Source organism: Mongoliibacter ruber (genome assembly GCF_003003005.1).
GTDB lineage: Bacteria > Bacteroidota > Bacteroidia > Cytophagales > Cyclobacteriaceae > Mongoliibacter > Mongoliibacter ruber.
On sequence record NZ_PVTR01000003.1, the window covers coordinates 154,882 to 172,829 of the forward strand.

At 40.8% G+C, this 17,948-nt stretch carries 14 protein-coding genes; 4 read left to right on the plus strand and 10 right to left on the minus strand.

Annotated elements, in window-relative coordinates; translation table 11 throughout:
- Positions 1–28: 28 nt before the first annotated feature.
- Positions 29–1,726: a sulfatase family protein gene (locus CLW00_RS06310; protein WP_106132816.1), complete on the plus strand. Its 1,698-nt coding sequence runs from the start codon at positions 29–31 to the stop codon at positions 1,724–1,726.
- Between the two features lie 446 nt (positions 1,727–2,172).
- Here CLW00_RS06310 and CLW00_RS06315 read toward each other — a convergent pair whose 3' ends face one another.
- Both CLW00_RS06315 and CLW00_RS06320 read right to left on the minus strand, forming a co-directional pair.
- Positions 2,173–2,721, minus strand: a complete 549-nt coding sequence (locus tag CLW00_RS06315) for an REP-associated tyrosine transposase (protein ID WP_106132817.1) — start codon at positions 2,719–2,721, stop codon at positions 2,173–2,175.
- A gap of 541 nt (positions 2,722–3,262) precedes the next feature.
- Complete coding sequence (locus CLW00_RS06320; RefSeq protein ID WP_106132818.1) at positions 3,263–4,291, minus strand: sugar phosphate isomerase/epimerase family protein; 1,029 nt, start codon at positions 4,289–4,291, stop codon at positions 3,263–3,265.
- Between the two features lie 175 nt (positions 4,292–4,466).
- On the opposite strand from CLW00_RS06320, the gene CLW00_RS06325 reads away from it, so the two are divergent.
- Complete coding sequence (locus CLW00_RS06325; RefSeq protein WP_106132819.1) at positions 4,467–4,748, plus strand: GNAT family N-acetyltransferase; 282 nt, start codon at positions 4,467–4,469, stop codon at positions 4,746–4,748.
- A 278-nt stretch (positions 4,749–5,026) separates the two neighbouring features.
- On the opposite strand, the gene CLW00_RS06330 is transcribed toward CLW00_RS06325, so the two are convergent.
- Positions 5,027–5,845 carry a sugar phosphate isomerase/epimerase family protein gene (locus CLW00_RS06330; protein ID WP_106133073.1) on the minus strand — a complete coding sequence of 273 codons (819 nt, stop codon included), beginning with the start codon at positions 5,843–5,845 and terminating at the stop codon, positions 5,027–5,029.
- Between the two features lie 520 nt (positions 5,846–6,365).
- Here CLW00_RS06330 and CLW00_RS06335 point away from each other — a divergent pair.
- Positions 6,366–8,072, plus strand: coding sequence for an amidohydrolase (locus tag CLW00_RS06335; protein ID WP_106132820.1), 1,707 nt, complete (start codon positions 6,366–6,368; stop codon positions 8,070–8,072).
- Positions 8,073–8,419: 347 nt separating this feature from the next.
- Here CLW00_RS06335 and CLW00_RS06340 read toward each other — a convergent pair whose 3' ends face one another.
- Entirely contained in the window at positions 8,420–9,298 is an 879-nt protein-coding gene (locus tag CLW00_RS06340; protein WP_106132821.1) for a PIG-L deacetylase family protein, read from the minus strand.
- A gap of 9 nt (positions 9,299–9,307) precedes the next feature.
- Positions 9,308–10,576, minus strand: coding sequence for an aminotransferase class I/II-fold pyridoxal phosphate-dependent enzyme (locus CLW00_RS06345; RefSeq protein WP_245917186.1), 1,269 nt, complete (start codon positions 10,574–10,576; stop codon positions 9,308–9,310).
- 378 nt (positions 10,577–10,954) lie between these two features.
- Between CLW00_RS06345 and CLW00_RS06350 the strand changes: the two genes are divergently transcribed.
- Positions 10,955–12,271 carry a prolyl oligopeptidase family serine peptidase gene (locus CLW00_RS06350; protein WP_106132823.1) on the plus strand — a complete coding sequence of 439 codons (1,317 nt, stop codon included), beginning with the start codon at positions 10,955–10,957 and terminating at the stop codon, positions 12,269–12,271.
- A 100-nt stretch (positions 12,272–12,371) separates the two neighbouring features.
- Here CLW00_RS06350 and CLW00_RS06355 read toward each other — a convergent pair whose 3' ends face one another.
- From CLW00_RS06355 to CLW00_RS06375, 5 genes are all read right to left on the minus strand, one after another.
- Positions 12,372–13,967 carry a M56 family metallopeptidase gene (locus CLW00_RS06355; RefSeq protein WP_106132824.1) on the minus strand — a complete coding sequence of 532 codons (1,596 nt, stop codon included), beginning with the start codon at positions 13,965–13,967 and terminating at the stop codon, positions 12,372–12,374.
- A complete protein-coding gene (locus CLW00_RS06360; protein ID WP_106132825.1) occupies positions 13,964–14,332 on the minus strand; it encodes a BlaI/MecI/CopY family transcriptional regulator in 369 nt (122 codons plus the stop codon). Before CLW00_RS06360 ends, CLW00_RS06355 begins: the two co-directional genes overlap by 4 nt.
- Positions 14,333–14,464: 132 nt before the next feature.
- Positions 14,465–16,738 (minus strand): catalase/peroxidase HPI, encoded by a 2,274-nt coding sequence (katG, locus tag CLW00_RS06365; protein ID WP_106132826.1) that lies wholly within the window; start codon positions 16,736–16,738, stop codon positions 14,465–14,467.
- 269 nt (positions 16,739–17,007) lie between these two features.
- The gene (locus CLW00_RS06370; protein ID WP_106132827.1) at positions 17,008–17,535 is read right to left on the minus strand and encodes a pyridoxamine 5'-phosphate oxidase family protein; all 528 of its coding nucleotides are present in this window, start codon (positions 17,533–17,535) and stop codon (positions 17,008–17,010) included.
- A gap of 11 nt (positions 17,536–17,546) precedes the next feature.
- Positions 17,547–17,795 carry a DUF7218 family protein gene (locus CLW00_RS06375; RefSeq protein ID WP_106132828.1) on the minus strand — a complete coding sequence of 83 codons (249 nt, stop codon included), beginning with the start codon at positions 17,793–17,795 and terminating at the stop codon, positions 17,547–17,549.
- Between the last annotated feature and the right edge of the window lie 153 nt (positions 17,796–17,948).

Consider the following 17,948-nt stretch of genomic DNA (forward strand, 5'->3'; position numbering starts at 1 on the left):
TTTTAAAATCCTTCTATAACCAAGCACTATGAAAAATTCCACGCTTCTTCTTTTTGCTTTCCTAATTACTACCCTTGTTTCCTGTAGCAGCGAAAAATCGGAAACGCATAAAAAGGAAAGACCCAACATCATTTTTATCATGTCGGATGACCATGCTTATCAGGCGATTTCGGCTTATGACAATACTTTGATCGAAACCCCAAACATAGACCGGATCGCCAAGATGGGTATGCTTTTTACCAATGCCTCGGTAACCAACTCCATCTGCGCTCCAAGTCGGGCTACCATTCTCACCGGAAAGCATTCCCACCTCAACGGAAAAGTGGATAACCATTTTCATTTTGACACCACCAACATCACCTTTCCACAGCTTTTGCAGGATGCAGGCTATCAGACGGCTATGTTTGGCAAGCTCCATTTTGGCAACAATCCAAAAGGCTTTGACCAGTTCAAAATACTCCCGGGTCAAGGTGCCTATTACAACCCCGAATTTATCACCAAATACGATGGCAATATCGAAGTAGAAGGCTACGTGACCGATATCGTAACAGACATGACTTTGGATTGGCTGGAAAATGAGCGGAATGAAGAGGATCCTTTTATGCTGATGTACCTGCATAAGGCACCCCACCGCTCTTGGCTGATGGCTGAGCGTCATTTGGATGATTTTACCAACCGGACTTTCCCAGAGCCGAAAACGCTCTTTGATGACTATTCGGGAAGGACAGATCCTGCAGCTGAAGCAGAAATGAGCATCCTCCATCACATGGCATGGGCTGGTGATAATAAGGTTTTTCCAGAAGTGATGGATGAATTGGGAATTGCTGAAATCGGGTTTGACAAGCAGCGATATGCTTATGAATACAGCAGGTTTACGGATGAGCAAAGACAATCTTTTATGGAGGCCTACGGAAAGGTAAATGAAGATTTCAAAAGTAAATACCCCACCATGAGCGAGGAAGACAAGATGAAGTGGAAATACCAAAGATATATGCAGGATTACCTAGGAACCATTCAGGCTGTGGATGAAAACGTGGGACGGTTACTGGACTATTTGGAAGCCAATGATATGATGGAAAACACCATTATTGTCTATACTTCAGATCAGGGTTTTTATTTGGGAGAACACGGTTGGTACGACAAGCGATTTGTGTATGATGAGTCTTTCAAAACACCCCTTTTGGTATCTTGGCCTGATAGAATCAAAGCGGGCAGCAAGTCAGACGAATTGGTTCAAAACCTGGATTTTGCACAGACTTTCCTCGAAGCTGCGGGAGTAAAAGCGCCAGATGATATGCAAGGCGAAAGTCTGATTCCTTTACTTACAGGCAATAGTGCTCAGTGGGATCGTGATGCCGTATATTATCACTATTATGAGTATCCTGCCGAACACATGGTCAATAGACATTATGCCATCGTGACCAAGGAATACAAGTTGATACACTACTATTATGTAGAAGACCAATGGGAATTATTGGATAGGAAAAAGGATCCTTTGGAATTGAAAAACTTTTATGATGACCCAGAATATGCTGAAATCAAAGATGACCTGCACTCTCGATTGGTTGCAATACGAGAGAAGTATGGGGATAATGAGGAGATATCCCAAGATTATATCGACCGCTTACTCCAAGACGCCTCAGAAGGAAAAGTATTTGGGGTGACTAAAGAAAGAGTAGAAGAAATCAAGGAGAGAAGTAGAAAGATAGAGCAAGAGAAAAAGTGAATAGAAAAAAATAAAAAAGGAGGGGTAAACCTCTTCTCCTTTTTCAAGCTGTCCGATGGTTGCGCCGTCGGACTTTTGGTAAAGCCGCATTTTGCGGCGAATTTAGACATCAAGCCACAGGCTTACATACCAAAAATCCGAAGGCATAGCCTCCAGATAGCGAAGGTTGTCCGATGGTTGCGCCGTCGGACTTCTAGTAAAGCCGCATTTTGCGGTGAAATTATATATTTAAGCCACAGGCTTACATACCAAAAATCCGAAGGCATAGCCTCCGGATAGCGAAGGTTGTTCGACGGTTGCGCCGTCGGACTTCTGGTTCAGCCGCATTTTGCGGCAATTATCCAACTAAGCCAAAGGCTTATATATCAGAAATCCGAAGGTATAGCCTTCGGATAACGTAAGTTGAGCTGTCGGACTTCTGGTAAAGTCGCATTTTACGACAACAATCAATACAAGGAAATATTAACCAAACCTTTGATTCCCGTATAATCCCTTGCCGAACTGAAAAGGTAATGATGATCTTCTTCTACAATCATCGCCCTTAATGGATTTTGATGAATGTATTTTAGTTTTTGTTCAAAAAAATTGGCAGACGTAATCTCAACTGGGTGAAATCCATTTTCCCAAAATCTGTAATCTTTTACTTTGGAAGAAATATTCCCTCTATACTTAAAGTGGTTAAGGATCCATCTAGCCCTTGATTCAATGGATTCTTTTTCCAGACTTTCTAAAACTTTACGTGCAACATGGCTTTTAAAATCTCTCAGAATATCGCTCAGCCGAAATGGCTCAATTGCTCTGGCAAGTAGATGTAAATGATTTGTCATCAAGCACCAGGAATACACTTCTAGCCCTTTGTTTTTGATACAATAATTGAGACTGTCCACAACTTCTAATTTGAATTCCTTTCTTGAGAAAATATCGATCCAATCTACAACCGTCATGGTCAAAAAATGCACAGCATGCTGATCAGAAATACTAAAAGGTTTATCCATGATTTTTCAGGTTAAAAATTTTGAACTAATACAATAAAAATATGATATAAAGGTGAAAAAACTAAATGCTAATGAATCAAAAATTTTTGGGATCAGTTTTTTGGATAGCTCAGGCTATCCGATGGTTGTGCCGTCGGACTCTTGATACAGTCGCGTTTTGCGATGAGTTTATATATTAAGCCACAGGCTCTTTTATCAGGAATCCGAAGGCACAGCCTCCATTTAGCGGGGGTTGTCCGATGGTTGTGCCGTCGGACTTCTGGTAAAGCCGCATTTTGCGGCGGGTTTATCTATTAAGCCATAGGCTTATTTATCAGGGATCCGAAGGCATAACCTCCGGTTAGCGAAGGCTGTCCGACGGTTGCGCCGTCGGACTTTTGGTAAAGCCGCATTTTGCGGCGAGTTTATATATTAAGCCACAGGCTTATACATCAAAAATCCGAAGGCACAGCCTTCGGATAACGTAAGTTGAGCCGTTGGACTTCTAGTAAAGCCGCATTTTGTGGCGATTATCCAATCAAGCGACAGGCTTACATATCAGTTATCCCAATGCCTTTCTACAATACTCCAAGCATTTTTGGACTTCCGCTACTGCATCTGAATTTGCTGGTACCTCATATTCCAGTTCGATGGTAGCGGGGAATTTAAACTTTTTGTCACGCATCATGGTCAATAGCTCCTTCAAGGGAGTGTCTCCCTGTCCCCAAGGCAAGTTTCCTTTTCCATTGGCAGGCGCTTGACGGTCCTTGATATGCATGCTGTAAATATGCTTATTTTGCTTTTGGATCAACTCCATCATATCTGTATGTCCGGCGGCCACATAATGCCCAGAATCGAAGTTTAGACCGTTTTTGGAGCTTTGCTCCAAAGCAGTGTCCCAAAAAGTGAAAGTCTGTTGCTCATGACCATGGTACCCGATTCCCATTTTATGTTTTTCACCCAATTTGCCTAACCTTAAAGTATGTGCATCATCATCAGGATGTTCTAAGGTCACGTGGCTGGCACCAAGAATTTTTGCTGCTTTCATGCCGTATGCGATTTCTGCATCACTGTTGCTTTGGTTAAAGGCATTTGGCTTGAATGCATAGATGCCCACACCTGCATCTTTGAACATCTTTTTGACCTGTTCAAATTTTTTGAAGTCGACATTGGACCTCCACTCGGCAACCTGCTTCCCATAAGCGTCCATTTCTTTTCTCAATTCAGTCCATTCGGCTTGTTCATCGGATGAAAGACTTTCCCCGCTTCTTTGCTTCCAACCTAGTTGGAAGCCCCTCCTCCTATCAAATTCCGGCGTTGGCATCCCAGCAAAGTATTCTACAGGTTCACCCATCAACTCCACGGCACTGATGCCACTATCTAGGATATACTTGAGGTTGGCTTCTAAACTTTGGTCAGGCATAGATCGGTAGGAATAAGTGATGGTTCCAATCTGTACGCCGTTGATCAATGAATTGGGTTTGTTGAAAGATTTGATAATGGCTGGAGCACCATGCAACCAAGATGGGGCTGTGATTAGTCCACCTACTCCCAAGGCTGATTTGATCAAAAATTCTCTTCTGTTTTTCATATTATTCTAGGTTTAATAGTATTGGCTAACAATTTATGTTTATGTGTACAAATTACATAATGAATGCGATTGAAAAAATAAACTTTTACAAACCCTTTATATTCTGAGATAGAGATGGATTTTTTTCAATTAAAGAATATTTCCCTAAATTATAGTTTATAGTAAACAGACAAACATGGAAATCAAACATCAAGAAGAAGAGAAAAAAGGCTATTTCTTTATTGAAAAAGATGGAGAGAGGAAGGCCGAAATGGTTTATTCCAAAGCTGGGGAATCATTATTCATCATAGAGCATACCGAAGTGGACGACAGTTTACGGGGAGAAGGAGCCGGCAAAAAAATGGTCCTAAAGGCCGTGGCACTCGCGAGAAAAGAGAGCAAAAAAATCATGCCTCTCTGTCCTTTTGCCAAATCTGTTTTTGACAAAGATGAGGAAATAAGGGATGTGTTGAAGTAGATATTAGTTGATATTGGATATTGATGGATATTGGATCAAAACTATCTTTCATTTAAAGTTTTTAGCTTAATGGTGAAGTAATAGTTAAGCTTAGTGAATAGATATTAACTGATATTGGATATTGGTTCAATTGTACCACCACATATCCTTACTCAAATATCCACGCATATCAAAAAGTATCTATGAATATCGAAAATATCCATAAGTATCATTCAAAATCTATCCGTATCCATTTTATAAAATAAGGAAACCCAATTATATCCTTCAGCTCTCTAATATCAATTTTTTGTAGCAACAATCACCCCTCTAAAATACCCTATGGACTCAGCAATACCGGAAAATGGATTGTCCATGTTTCTTTCGTGTTCCAAACTGCACACCCCTGTATAACCTGTTTCTCTCAGCATCTGCACAAAGGCAGGAATATCCAAAATCCCTCTTCCGATTTCGATGGACTTCCCTTCTTTGGTATTTGCCGTTACGTCCTTGATATGCATGTCATAAATGCGGTCTTTGTATTTTTTCAAGTCGGCAACAGGATCTTTGCCATTTCTTGCTGTATGTCCGATGTCCAGACACATCCCCATCCTTGGATCCAAATCCTTGACATGTGACCAAATATCGTCCGCATCTGGATACAAGTCTATGTCGGGACCATGCATATGAATGGCGTAATTGAAATCATATTCCTGCACCTTTTCATTGATATAGCCAAGTAATTCGTGAGCAGGTACTCCCACGATCAACTTCACTCCTACCCTTTTCGCATATGCAAAAGCCACATCCACCTCTTCTTTAGACCTCATATAAATGGGCCCAACTGCATATCCATGTACTTCTTTGGAGGCTAATTTTTCATGGAATTTTCGGATATCTTCTTCTGAACTGTCAAAAGGCAAGTGAAAGTCTTTGATACATAAGTACTGAACCTGATTGGTTTCCAAATCGGCCAATGTCCTGTCTAGGTCAAATTTGTGATAGGTATATCCGGCCATCCCGATTTTGAAAGATTCATCTTTTTCAGCAGTGTGTTGGCCGAAAACAGTTTTTGGGAATATCAGGGCCAAAACAAAAATAAAGTATAAGAATCGGGACATTTGGGTATTCATAGGTTTTAAGGTTTAATGTTATTAATATTAGAATCTGAGCATAAGTTACCTGAAATTAAAGTTTTTGAAAACTTATATTCTTTGGTTTATCTGTTTTTTATTTTAAAGTACTCGGCTAAATCAAATGGGATTACCTTACAATTAGGAAATGTACAGAAAAGAAAATGACATCTGTTACTGAGTCATTCTGAGTTTTTAAAATTTGGCATTTACAGGAAGGGGATGACATCCACTGCGTCATCCTAATGGAGGTACGACTGAAGAATCCCAAGCTTAAACATAGAGACTCTACCTACGTCAGGGGGACGTGCCTTACAAATCTGTCAATGGTAACTTAGTGAAGAATCTCCTACTCTCAAGGGAAGGAGACTCTTCTCCCGTATAGCTATCGGGATCAAAGTGACGCCAAGATACAATCTGTCATTGGTACTCTCTGTCACATTACAGGAATGGTTTTTAGCTAAAGTCCAAAACTGATAGATTTGGAAAAAAGAATATGTAAACCCCTATGAAAAATATTTATCTCATCATCATCCTATGTTTTTTCTTCATTGCATGCAGTTCAGATTCCGCGAACAAAGCCGATAAGGTTTTTATCAATGGAATCGTCTATACCGTTGATGAAGCCAATCCCAAAACGGAAGCTGTGGCAGTCAAGGACGGACTGATTTTAGCTGTCGGGACTACTGAAGAAATACAGGAGTTTGTCGGCAACGACACAGAAGTGATTGACCTTCAAGGAAGCACCATGACGCCAGGATTTATCGAATCCCATGGCCATTTGATGGGCATTGGTTACAACAAACTGGACATAGACCTGATGCATGTGCAGACTTATGAGGAATTGATAGAAAAAGTAGCTGAAGCAGCCGGTCAGGCAGAACCTGGAGAATGGATTACCGGTAGAGGATGGCATCAGGACAAGTGGGTCAAGCTTCCCGAAAATGCTGTTAAAGGATTCCAAACCCACAAAGAACTGAGTGAAGTCACACCCAATAACCCAGTCTACCTTGCCCATGCTTCAGGACATGCTTCTTTTGTCAACCAAAAAGCCATGGAAATTGCAGGAATCACTCCTCTGGGAAGCGAAAACCCAAGGCAGGAAGTAGAAGGCGGTGAGGTCTTGAGAGATGAACTTGGAAATCCGACAGGGGTCTTGGTAGAAAGGGCTTCAACATTGGTCTCCAAGTTGATCCCTGATGACACCCCTGAAAGGAAGGAAAAAGCCTTGGAATTGGCTTTGCAGGAACTTGCAGAAAAAGGGATCACTTCTTTTCATGATGCAGGCGGCAATCAGGAATTGATCGACAACTTGGAGAAATTCCAGTCTGAAGGGAAATTGACTTCCCGCATGTACGTGATGCTTTCCAGCCGAATTCCCGAACTGATAGATGCTTGGTATGAGAAGGGGCCAAAAATTGACCCCGAGCATAAAGTCACCGTGAGATCCATCAAACTCAATATGGATGGGGCTTTGGGTCCTTGGGGCGCTTGGTTATTGGAGGATTACGAAGACAAACCTGGCCATAGAGGACATGAAACCATGCCCATTGACTTGGTGACCAGGGTTTCAGAAAAAGGTTTGGAGCTTGGGTTCCAGGTTTGTTCACATGCCATAGGTGACCGTACAAATAGAGAAGTACTGGACCGCTATGAGGCTGCATTTGCCAAATATCCTGATGCGAAAGACCATAGATTCCGTGTAGAACATGCACAACACCTTCACCCGGATGATATCAGTAGATTTGGAGAAATGGGCGTGATAGCAGCCATTCAGGCCATACATTTGAGTTCTGACAGGCCTTGGGCCATCGGCAGACTGGGCGCCAAAAGAATCAAAGATGGTGCATATGTCTGGCAAAAACTCTTGCAATCAGGTGCTGTCATTTCCAACGGAACCGATGCACCGGTAGAACCTTTGGATCCAATTCCTTCATTTTATGCTTCTGTAACACGAAAAACACTTAAAATGACCCCTGAGGGTGGATTTGAACCTGATCAGAAATTGACAAGGGAACAGGCATTGAAGTCTTACACCTTGGATGGAGCATATGCAGAATTCGAAGAAGATTTTAAAGGCTCCATAGTTGTTGGAAAAGCTGCGGACTTTACTGTGTTCAATCAAAACATCATGGAAGTCCCTGATGATAAGCTCTTAGATACGAAAGTAAAAATGACTGTTGTAGAAGGAAAAGTTGTTTATCAGGCGGATTGAGGAGAGAGTTGAGCCTCGGATTATTGAGTCTTGAGCTTTCAGCTCAAAGTAAAAAGAGTTGAAAACTCAGGACTCAAAGGTCCCGCGGTTCAACCGCGTGACAACGCTACTCTTTATGTTTAACTGGATTTTTGAGCAGCAATGAGACTCCCATCAAGAGAAAAGTCCCTCGGATTTCAGTTTCAGGCTTGAACTTATTCAGCTTAACCTTGTCATTTCGAACGTAGAGAGAAATCTATTTAATAGAGTTGACAATAGATTTCTTAGTCGTTACTTCTTCGAAATGACAAAGTGAAGCTATTATAATTAATATTGACCATCTCCTTTATTAATTTCAAAAATCATGATTACCTTGGCAGCATCGGAAACAACCTCCTAATCTCTTCTTTTCCTGGTTGGGTGCCGTATTCGCAGATTTCAAAGGCTTCAGCAAACTGCACCGCTGAAGCTTTTTCTTTTCCATACCATTTTTCCAATGCTTCTTTTACCTTAGATTGTGGTGCTGAAGTCCGCTTCTTTTTGAGCCAAGCCAGTCTTGCTTCCTTTCCTTCCGGAATCGGGTCAGGGTCGTTGGCTATCCATGGCAGCCATTCGTAAAACTGGGATTCATGCGCATCCATAGCATGAATTTTTTGATCGATGACCTCAGAAATGTCTATGGCAATGTCTGCCTGAAAAGGATAAGGTTTTTGGAAATTGTCCTGAAAATAAAGGAAAACAGGATTCTTTTTTAGCGGAGGAGTATCTGCCGCAATGTTGGGAACTCCTACCATAAATGCGGCATCCTGCACCAAAATCGCCGTGTACCTGTGATCAGGATGGTAATCGTTGGCCCGGTGAGAAATGACCACATCGGCATCCCACTCCCTGATTTTACGGATGATTTCCAATCGGATGGGAAGTGTCGCCAGGAGTTCTCCATCATGATGGTCCAACACATCATAGGTGATCCCCAATCTTTTGGCTGATTCTTGACTTTCAGCCACTCTTCTTTTTGCCAAAACACCTCCACCCATATCCATATGTCCCGCATCACCATTGGTCACTGAGATAAATTTGACTTGATGGCCCATTTTAGCAAACAAAGCAGCTGTTCCGCCACCTTTGATGTCGCAATCATCTGGATGGGCTCCAATCATCAGGATCTTTATTGGTTTTTCTTGGGCATTTACAGGAATGTAAAAGCAGCCAAATAGCAATAGGAATAAGAGAAAGGTATTTTTCATAGGTTTGGGTTAATTGGTTTCGCTATTTTTTTCAATGTAAAATTTTTCAAATCTTTCCATGGCAACTTCAAGTTCTGTATGGGATACAGAAGTAATCACTACCCGAAACATGCCCAATTTGCTGTGACCAAAACCATTTCCTGGAGTGATCAGAATTCCTGTTTTTTGGAAAATTTCCAGCCATAATTGATGCTGCGCTTCTTTTGATTGCATATCCATTAAGGCAGAAAGGTCAATCCAAACGAATAAACTACCGTAGGATGGATTAAAAGGAATTTGAAGTTTTTTCAGCGTACTACGAACAATTATATAGGATTTGGTCAATGCCTGCTGAAAAGATTTCAAATATTTTTTGACAAAGGCCTGATCACTCAAAACTTCCTGAAGCAGCCATTGGGTGTGGTTGGAAATAGCATGCGTCAAGCCGATATTCCTGTATCCAGCTATCAGTTGCTCATTGTATGAATGAAATATCCCAACCCTATATCCAGAAATCCCAAAATCCTTGGAAAGAGAATACCACAGGTGTAAATAAGGACTTTTCCTTTCTTTCATGATCCCTCCAAAGGATTTGAATTCAATTGCTTTCGGGTAATCTTTACGAATTTCAGGATGATCAATATCTATGAGGGTAAGCCCATAGATTTCATTGACGATCAGGTGAATTTCTTCTTTTTCGCACCAATCAGCAATTTGTATCAGCTGATTTTCACTGTAAATACCACCAGTAGGATTATCCGGACTGGTGAGGATCAACATTCGGAAACGGCTCCCTTTTTCCTCAATGTCTTTCTTGGCATTTTCCAAATGAGACAATGTTACCGGAAATCCATCTGCCAATTCTGAAACCTCATGGTGGGTTTGCAGGTCAAACCTTTTCAATCCTGCCATCACTCCTATATCCGCTGTATACACAGGATAACTGGGTGCAGGAATTACAGCAGTATCTCCTGATTCACCCAATAAAAACGAAGTCATTTCTATCACAGAAGTGGCTCCTACAGAGCAGGCAAGTGTATTGGGGTCAATCTTATCTTTCACCAGAAACTCACCTAAAAATCCTGAAATAGCTTCTCTAAAAGTCAGCACACCTGCAGGATCACCATAGCTCGCCACCCATTCCGGTATTTCCTGATTTCTGGATATCTCCTGCATTTTATCCCGCAACATTTCCCAACAAAGGTGGTTTTCTGCAACGGTCATGGGAAAGGTTCCTTCAGGTTTGAAACTAGGATGATAACGATTTTGTATCGCCTCATTATAGATTTCCAAATCCATACGAAGAGGTTTAGATGCAGCTGATTCCCCTCTTTGCGAGAGGCGTTTGTTGTTTGTCATGATATATTTCTAATGCATGCCTAATTTAAAGAAAGTTAATTTAATCCCTGGAAAGTGGGTACACAAATAGGCATTCTCAAAATCAAATAGCGAAATGCTATCCATTCCTGTAATTACTGATTTCAATTTATGTGAATTTATCTATCTTATTTTGAAATCAAGCCCAACTGTCGTTAAGATAGGCATTTAAGATGAATTAAAACTTTTCCAAAGTTCGCTCAGTCCTTAATTTTACCCTACATAGCAGCCCTGAACTTTGGAAAAGTTGATCTGAATTTTCTTAACCGATGATAATTAAATCAAACCCTATTGATCTATATGAAAAAAATAAACCTATTGTTCTTTCTGACTGCATTGATCAGTCAAGTCCTTTTTGGAGGGCATCTTGCTACAGCTTCAAATGGAGATAAAAACCAGCCATTTGCCCAAGGTGATTACCGATGGGTAGTGGAAGGCTTTGACTGGGGGCCAGCTGTCAACAAGGTAATCTTATCCCTTGGTGAAAATGTCAAGGAAGCCAAGGCCAACCAATACCAAGTCTACGCGACAAGAAGTTTGGAAGGCGTTGAAATCTCAGCGGAAAGTGCCTCTGGAACCCGTTCAGTAACTTATGCCTATGTGTCTGATGAAAATGGCAATAGGGTTGAGGAAGGTCAACATATCACTTTAGTACTTACAGTCAGTCCAACATTACCATTGGGATCTCCCTTTCAATATGCCCGAATCAATAATCGGGGAAGCAATTACTGGGTGGACTATAAACTGACAGTGATCCATACTGGTTCGGGCCAAGTCTGGAACAATCCGGTGGGCAAAGTCATGCCTTTGGTAGATCAGTTTGACCTCAGCAAAAAATTTAAATATGGAGATAATCTCAGCATGTCTTATGCTACCTATACACCTACCACAAAAACAAAAGCCCCGCTGATCATTTGGCTGCATGGCGGAGGAGAAGGTGGCGATGACCCTACCATTGCATTGCTAGGTAACAAAGCTGCAAATTATGCCTCTCCTGAGATTCAGGTCTTGTTCGGAGGTGCTCACGTATTGGTGCCACAAGCCCCAACTTTCTGGATGCAGGCTGCCGAAGGAATGACAAGGGGACAGGAAAACGACATTTACAACGAGGCTCTATTTGCTTTGATTCAGGAATATGTATCCTCAAATCCCAATATCGACCCAAAAAGGATTTATATGGGAGGCTGTTCCAATGGTGGCTATATGTCGCTGAAGTTGATCATTGAGCATCCTGATTATTTTGCAGCAGGTTTTATCAGTGCATTGGCTTACCACAATGAATACATCAGTGATGCTCAAATCAAAAAGATCAAAAATGTACCGATGTGGTTTATTCATTCCAAAGATGATCCTACCACTGTTGCAGACCTGACGGCTATCCCACTTTATAAGAGACTAAAAGACGCAGCTGCTAAAAATGTCGTGTTCTCCTTATACGATCATGTGACTGATATTACAGGCTTTTATGGAGGAGAAAATTACCGGTACAATGGTCATTGGTCTTGGATATATAGCCATGCCAATGAAGCAAGGACAGACTATGACGGTTCCCCAGTATTTCTCAATGGCCGCCCAACTACCATTATGGAGTGGATGGCGGCTCAGAGGAAAAAATGATGTGGCAGGATTGGCTTATTGCTTAAATGGTTATGGTAATGAAGGTTGATCAATAAAAGGTTTTGGCTTCTCAACCATTTTTATTAATCAACCTTTGTAGTCAGTCTTTTATTGTGATGGTCCAATTTCTGTTTTTGAGATAATCAGAGTTTTCACCATAAGCTGCCTCATACCCAGGATGTGTATAGGCGTGAACTTGATATTCTTGGGGAAACCTTTCTGACCTTGCATTTAGATGAACAAAGCTTTCATTGTAAAAAGCTATTTCAGATGCAAGCATTTGCGCGAGCTTATCATTTTTCACCGAAACTCCATCTATCCAGATGGCATAGGTTTTCGAGTCTTTCCATTTATCAAATGCTGCTTTATTTGGAGATTTTTTTTCCGGCTTACCCATCGGAGGGCGCAAATCTGATTTTTGTTTTTCCGTCAGTTCTTTATAGGTTTTTTTGGTTTTATTCCCATCTATTCCCACTACTATAAAAGTAGAATTCTTGTAAAATTCTGCTTTATCACTATCATTAGCCACTTGTTCAGCTACCGAGACATCAATATGAGTTGCTCCCCTCTCAAATAATATTTTCTGAATATCCGATACATATCCCATTGGGGTTCCCGTATTGACTTCAAGAAGTACTTTGAGATTATTTATTTCTTTAAAATTTTGGCTTAGATATTCATCAAAGCTCTCAAGTCTAATTTCTTTTCCATTAGTTTTGAGGTTTCCATCGGGAAAAATAGTCACGATTAAATCTACGGAACCTTCATCTGGTTTTTGAATTCCAGAATGGTAGTTTAAAGTTTGTTTATTAGTAATCTGATCTTGTGCAGGTACTTTTTCACTGAAAACGAAAATCAATACAGCAAGGACCGGGATCAAGGCAACTGCTTTGATCAGTTTGGTTGAAAGCATTGTTTTTTTGTTCATCATGTCTAGTCTTCTTTTAGTAAATGAAAATTTAAGATTGCTGGCTAGGACTGGGGACTGATTTGGTAGGATCATGGACACCAGCAAAAGCTTGTATGAGTGCACGGTCGTCACCCGTAATGCTGCCTCGTCAGCAATAAATTCGTGATTAAGTTTGATTGCACTCCGTGACCAATAAAGGCCTGGATGAAACCACATAAATACTAGTAGAAACTCAATAAAAATATTGTCCAAGCTGTGCCATTCCCTTACATGGGTGCTTTCATGTTGCAAAATGGACTCTGTGATTTTCCCATTTTGAAATGCAGCCTTTGAAAGAAAAATATATGTCAAAAATGAAAAGGGAAGAACGTCCTCTTGGACAAGCACCAACTTATAACCATTATAATCTACTATTTCATTGTTTTTAACTTTTTCTAAAATCAATTTGATGTTTCTGAAAAAGCGATAGAGGAGTATGCCTGACACAAAAAAGTAAATTCCCCAGCCTAAAAATCTCCAGTCAAAATCAGACTGGGTCGGCGTATCTGTGGTTTGATAATTTTGATATTCAATAGGCAATTTGGGATTGATCGGGTCCAATATTGCTGAGACGGCTTTTTCAATGGTCACCTCGACAGTTATCAAGGGAATTAAAAATGAGACAACTATTGAAAAAAGCAGAAAAAACCTATTGAATTGATACATAGATTCTTTTTGCAAAAAGAGTCTATAGATCAAAAGTAAAATCAAGAGACAAATTCCGGAATTCAGGAGGTAAGACATCATTTTTTCTTATTTAGTTGTTCTTCGATGCTATCTTTGATTTGATTCAATTCCTCTTCGCTTAGGTCAGTTTTTTGGGTAAAAAAGGAGGCAAACTGTGCCGGAGAGTCATTGAAAAAATTCTTAATTAGATTGTTGACATGCTTTGAAAAATAGGACTCCTTTGTTTCCAATGGATAATACTGTCTGGAATTCCCAAATACCTTATAATCAACATACTTTTTATCTTGCATTCTTTTCAAAAGCGTCGAAAGTGTCGTTGAAGCAGGTTTTGGATCTGAATATTGATCCAAAAGGTCTTTCAGAAATGCTCTTTTCAGCCTCCAAAGGTGATTCATCAATTCTTCTTCGGTTGGAGATAATTTCATGTTTATGATGGATTTATATAATTACTCTACAAATGTAGACAAAAACCTATATTCTACAAATGTAGATTATTAAAAAAATAAAAAAAGCCAGCTCCATTTCAAGAGCTGGCTTTTAAAATTTAAAGGATTCGGTTAATTCTTATACACCAAATCAAACCTATCCAAATTCATTACTTTGGTCCAAGCGGCTACAAAGTCTTTCGCAAACTTTTCTTTGTTGTCTTCCTGGGCATAGACTTCGGCCAAAGCCCTCAATTCTGAATGGGAACCGAAAATCAAATCTGCTCTTGTGGCTGTGTATTTTACTTCACCTGTCTTTCTGTCTCTTCCCTCAAAATATTCCTTGGAATCATCTGCAGCTTTCCATTCCGTACTCATGTCAAGCAAGTGTACAAAAAAGTCATTGTTCAACATGTCTTTTTTATCTGTAAAGATACCGTGCTTAGAACCATCATAGTTGGCCTGAAGTGCACGCATGCCACCTACCAATACGGTCATTTCAGGAGCAGTCAATGTCAGCAATTGTGCTTTGTCCACCAACAATTCCTCCGTAGAGATGGTATATTTTGTTTTCAGGTAGTTTCTGAATCCGTCAGCCATCGGCTCCAACAGTTCGAAGGACTCAAAATCTGTTTGTTCTGCAGAGGCGTCCATCCTACCCGGAGTAAAAGGAACTTCGATGTTGTACCCTGCATTGGAAGCAGCTTTTTCCACTCCTGTATTCCCTGCCAAAACGACCAAGTCAGCCAGTGACACTTTCTTGTTTCCTGATTTGGCATTGAAGTCAGACTGAATTTTTTCCAATGTTGCCAATACTTTTGACAACTCTTCAGCATTATTGACTTCCCAGTTTTTTATTTGATCAAATCTAATTCTAGCACCATTGGCGCCTCCTCTTCTGTCAGAACCTCTGTATGTAGAAGCTGAAGCCCAAGCAGTTTTTACCATTTCGTCTATGGTCAAACCTGATTTCAGAATGGCAGTTTTCAATTGTGCAACATCTTGAGCATTCACCAAGTCATGATTCACAGCAGGAATTGGGTCTTGCCAGATCAAATCTTCCTTAGGTGCTTCAGGCCCCAAGTAAGTTGTCGTTGGCCCCATATCCCTGTGTGTCAATTTGAACCATGCTTTTGCAAAGGCTTTATTGAATTCCTCTGGATTTTCATAAAACCTTCTGGAAATCTCTTCATACACAGGATCAAACCTCATGGACAAATCCGTGGTCAACATGGTTGGCTTGTGTTTCTTTTCAGAATCAAAAGCATCAGGATATAGCACCTCAGGATTTGTGGCTACCCACTGATGAGCACCCGCTGGGCTTTTGGTAAGTTCCCACTCGTGCTCAAATAAACTCTTAAAGTATCCTTGACTCCATTCTACCGGAGTGGCTGTCCAGATCACTTCCAAACCTGAAGTAATAGCATCTGGACCTTTTCCTGAACCATATCCGCTTTTCCAACCAAACCCTTGCTCTTCAATAGGGGCAGCTTCTGGCTCCGGCCCTACTTGGTCTGCAGGTCCAGCACCATGTGTTTTTCCTAAAGTGTGTCCACCGGCAATCAATGCAACTGTTTCCTCATCATTCATTCCCATTCTTCCGAATGTCTCACGGATATCATGTGCTGCCAAAACAGGATCTGGATTGCCATTAGGTCCTTCCGGATTCACATAGATCAAACCCATTTGAACAGCTGCCAAAGGGTTTTCCAACTCTCTGTCACCTGAATACCTGTTTTCGTCGTCCAACCATTTGCTTTCTTTTCCCCAGTACACATCCAATTCCGGTTCCCACATATCTTCTCTACCTCCAGCAAAACCGTAGGTCTCAAAACCCATGGACTCCAAGGCAACATTACCTGTCAAGACCATCAAATCTGCCCAAGAAATGCTGTTACCATATTTCTGTTTGATAGGCCAAAGCAATCTTCTTGCTTTGTCAAGGTTGGCATTGTCAGGCCAGCTGTTGAGCGGCGCAAATCGCTGCTGTCCAGAGCGAGAACCTCCTCTACCATCTCCAGTACGGTAAGTACCTGCACTGTGCCATGCCATACGGATGAATAAACCTCCATAATGTCCGTAATCTGCCGGCCACCAATCTTGTGATTCAGTCATCACGGCTTCGATATCAGCCTTTAATGCATTGTAATCCAAAGCTTTGAAAGCTTCAATGTAATTAAAATCCTCACCCATAGGGTTGGACTTTGGTGAATTTTGTCTTAGAATGGTGAGGTTCAATTGGTTTGGCCACCATTCTGCATTTTGTGTAGCGATGGCGTTGCTAGGGCTTTTACGTGTAGCACCAGACCAACCATCAGCTTGTTCGGGTTTTCCCGCTTTTTCCTGAGCTTTTCCAGTAAATGTTACTGCAAAGACCAGCATAAAGCCTAATAGTAATTTTTTCATATGATTTTTGATTTAAAATTCAGGGTGATTTGATATTCTAAAGCCAAAAATACTATGTATTGTTCCCTGTTAGAAATCGAAATTTTCTATTGAGAATCGAAAAAATAAATTAGGAGAATCCAAAATCTTTTAATGACCTGAGGTCTATTGCATTGAAAAGGAGTTTTTAACTTTTGATATTTGGAAGAATTGAAAAATAAATTTTCAACTGAAAAATTTTTTCTGAGCAGTCCATAAAAAGGTGACTTTTTTAAAGCCACCCCATAATTTTAAAGATTAAGTTCCCCCTCTCGGGAATCGTCTACGCTTCCCCCGCCAAGGGCATTAATCAGGACTTTTATTCCTGCAATGGTGTTGCCATGTTTATTGTCCCAATAATATCCACTTTCAGGAATAAACTGTATTACTGAAACTGAGGGATCTTCTTTTCCCTCCGGAAACCAGGCCTTCAAAGTAGGATCCCAAAGTTCTTCAATTTTAGCCCTGTCTTTACTCACTACTGCATGTCCATTGAGCTCTAAAAAATCAGAATGAGAAGAGCCTTGAAAATAAAGGGTGACGTTTGTATCCTTGGCAATCTCCATATTTTTCACACTATCAGCCGCACTTAAAAACCATACATGACCAACTTCATCTGTTTTTTGTACTGCCATTGGTCTGGACTTATGAGCATTGCTCAGGTTGGCTCGGGTGACAAAAAAGCAAGACCCTCCTTTGTCAATAAGTTTTCTCATTTTATCTATTGCGTCCTTTTCGATCAGGTTGTTTTGGTGACTTTCTTTTTTTTGTGTTTCCATTTTTAAATTGTTTAGTTATTCCTCAAGGCTTTGATGAGCTCCTTTTTAGTCATTTTGCTTCTACCTGTAATGCCTACTTTTTTTGCTTGTTGATAGAGATCTTCTTTGGAGCGGTCTTCGTAATCCTCAGCCTCTCCTCCCTTTTTCCCCGAATTGGGGTCATTGGCGATACGGGCTGCTTTTTGCTTGCTCATGCCTTTTTCTCTGAGCGCTTCGTACTGTTCATCATTTTTGACGCTTGGGCCATGGTCTTTAGCCATAAGAATGTTGTTTTGGGTTAAAAATCAATATGCTTTCACCGTTCACCTCTTCATTTTTCAGAGAAGGAGTTGTTCGGTTTAGCAATTACTTTCAAGCAAGGTGCCAAAAGAGGAGGTTTAAAAAATAGAGCTAAGTGAAATAGGGTTTAAGGC

What these genes read in the sequence shown, in the direction of transcription:
- CLW00_RS06330 (WP_106133073.1), bottom strand. Translation starts at nt 5,845, where the DNA reads ATGTCCCGATTCTTATACTTTATTTTTGTTTTGGCCCTGATATTCCCA.
- CLW00_RS06320 (WP_106132818.1), bottom strand. Translation starts at nt 4,291, where the DNA reads ATGAAAAACAGAAGAGAATTTTTGATCAAATCAGCCTTGGGAGTAGGT.
- CLW00_RS06360 (WP_106132825.1), bottom strand. Translation starts at nt 14,332, where the DNA reads ATGAAATTATCTCCAACCGAAGAAGAATTGATGAATCACCTTTGGAGG.
- CLW00_RS06340 (WP_106132821.1), bottom strand. Translation starts at nt 9,298, where the DNA reads ATGAAAAATACCTTTCTCTTATTCCTATTGCTATTTGGCTGCTTTTAC.
- CLW00_RS06310 (WP_106132816.1), top strand. Translation starts at nt 29, where the DNA reads ATGAAAAATTCCACGCTTCTTCTTTTTGCTTTCCTAATTACTACCCTT.
- CLW00_RS06355 (WP_106132824.1), bottom strand. Translation starts at nt 13,967, where the DNA reads ATGATGTCTTACCTCCTGAATTCCGGAATTTGTCTCTTGATTTTACTT.
- CLW00_RS06315 (WP_106132817.1), bottom strand. Translation starts at nt 2,721, where the DNA reads ATGGATAAACCTTTTAGTATTTCTGATCAGCATGCTGTGCATTTTTTG.
- CLW00_RS06345 (WP_245917186.1), bottom strand. Translation starts at nt 10,576, where the DNA reads ATGGATTTGGAAATCTATAATGAGGCGATACAAAATCGTTATCATCCT.
- katG (WP_106132826.1), bottom strand. Translation starts at nt 16,738, where the DNA reads ATGAAAAAATTACTATTAGGCTTTATGCTGGTCTTTGCAGTAACATTT.
- CLW00_RS06375 (WP_106132828.1), bottom strand. Translation starts at nt 17,795, where the DNA reads ATGGCTAAAGACCATGGCCCAAGCGTCAAAAATGATGAACAGTACGAA.
- CLW00_RS06335 (WP_106132820.1), top strand. Translation starts at nt 6,366, where the DNA reads ATGAAAAATATTTATCTCATCATCATCCTATGTTTTTTCTTCATTGCA.
- CLW00_RS06350 (WP_106132823.1), top strand. Translation starts at nt 10,955, where the DNA reads ATGAAAAAAATAAACCTATTGTTCTTTCTGACTGCATTGATCAGTCAA.
- CLW00_RS06370 (WP_106132827.1), bottom strand. Translation starts at nt 17,535, where the DNA reads ATGGAAACACAAAAAAAAGAAAGTCACCAAAACAACCTGATCGAAAAG.
- CLW00_RS06325 (WP_106132819.1), top strand. Translation starts at nt 4,467, where the DNA reads ATGGAAATCAAACATCAAGAAGAAGAGAAAAAAGGCTATTTCTTTATT.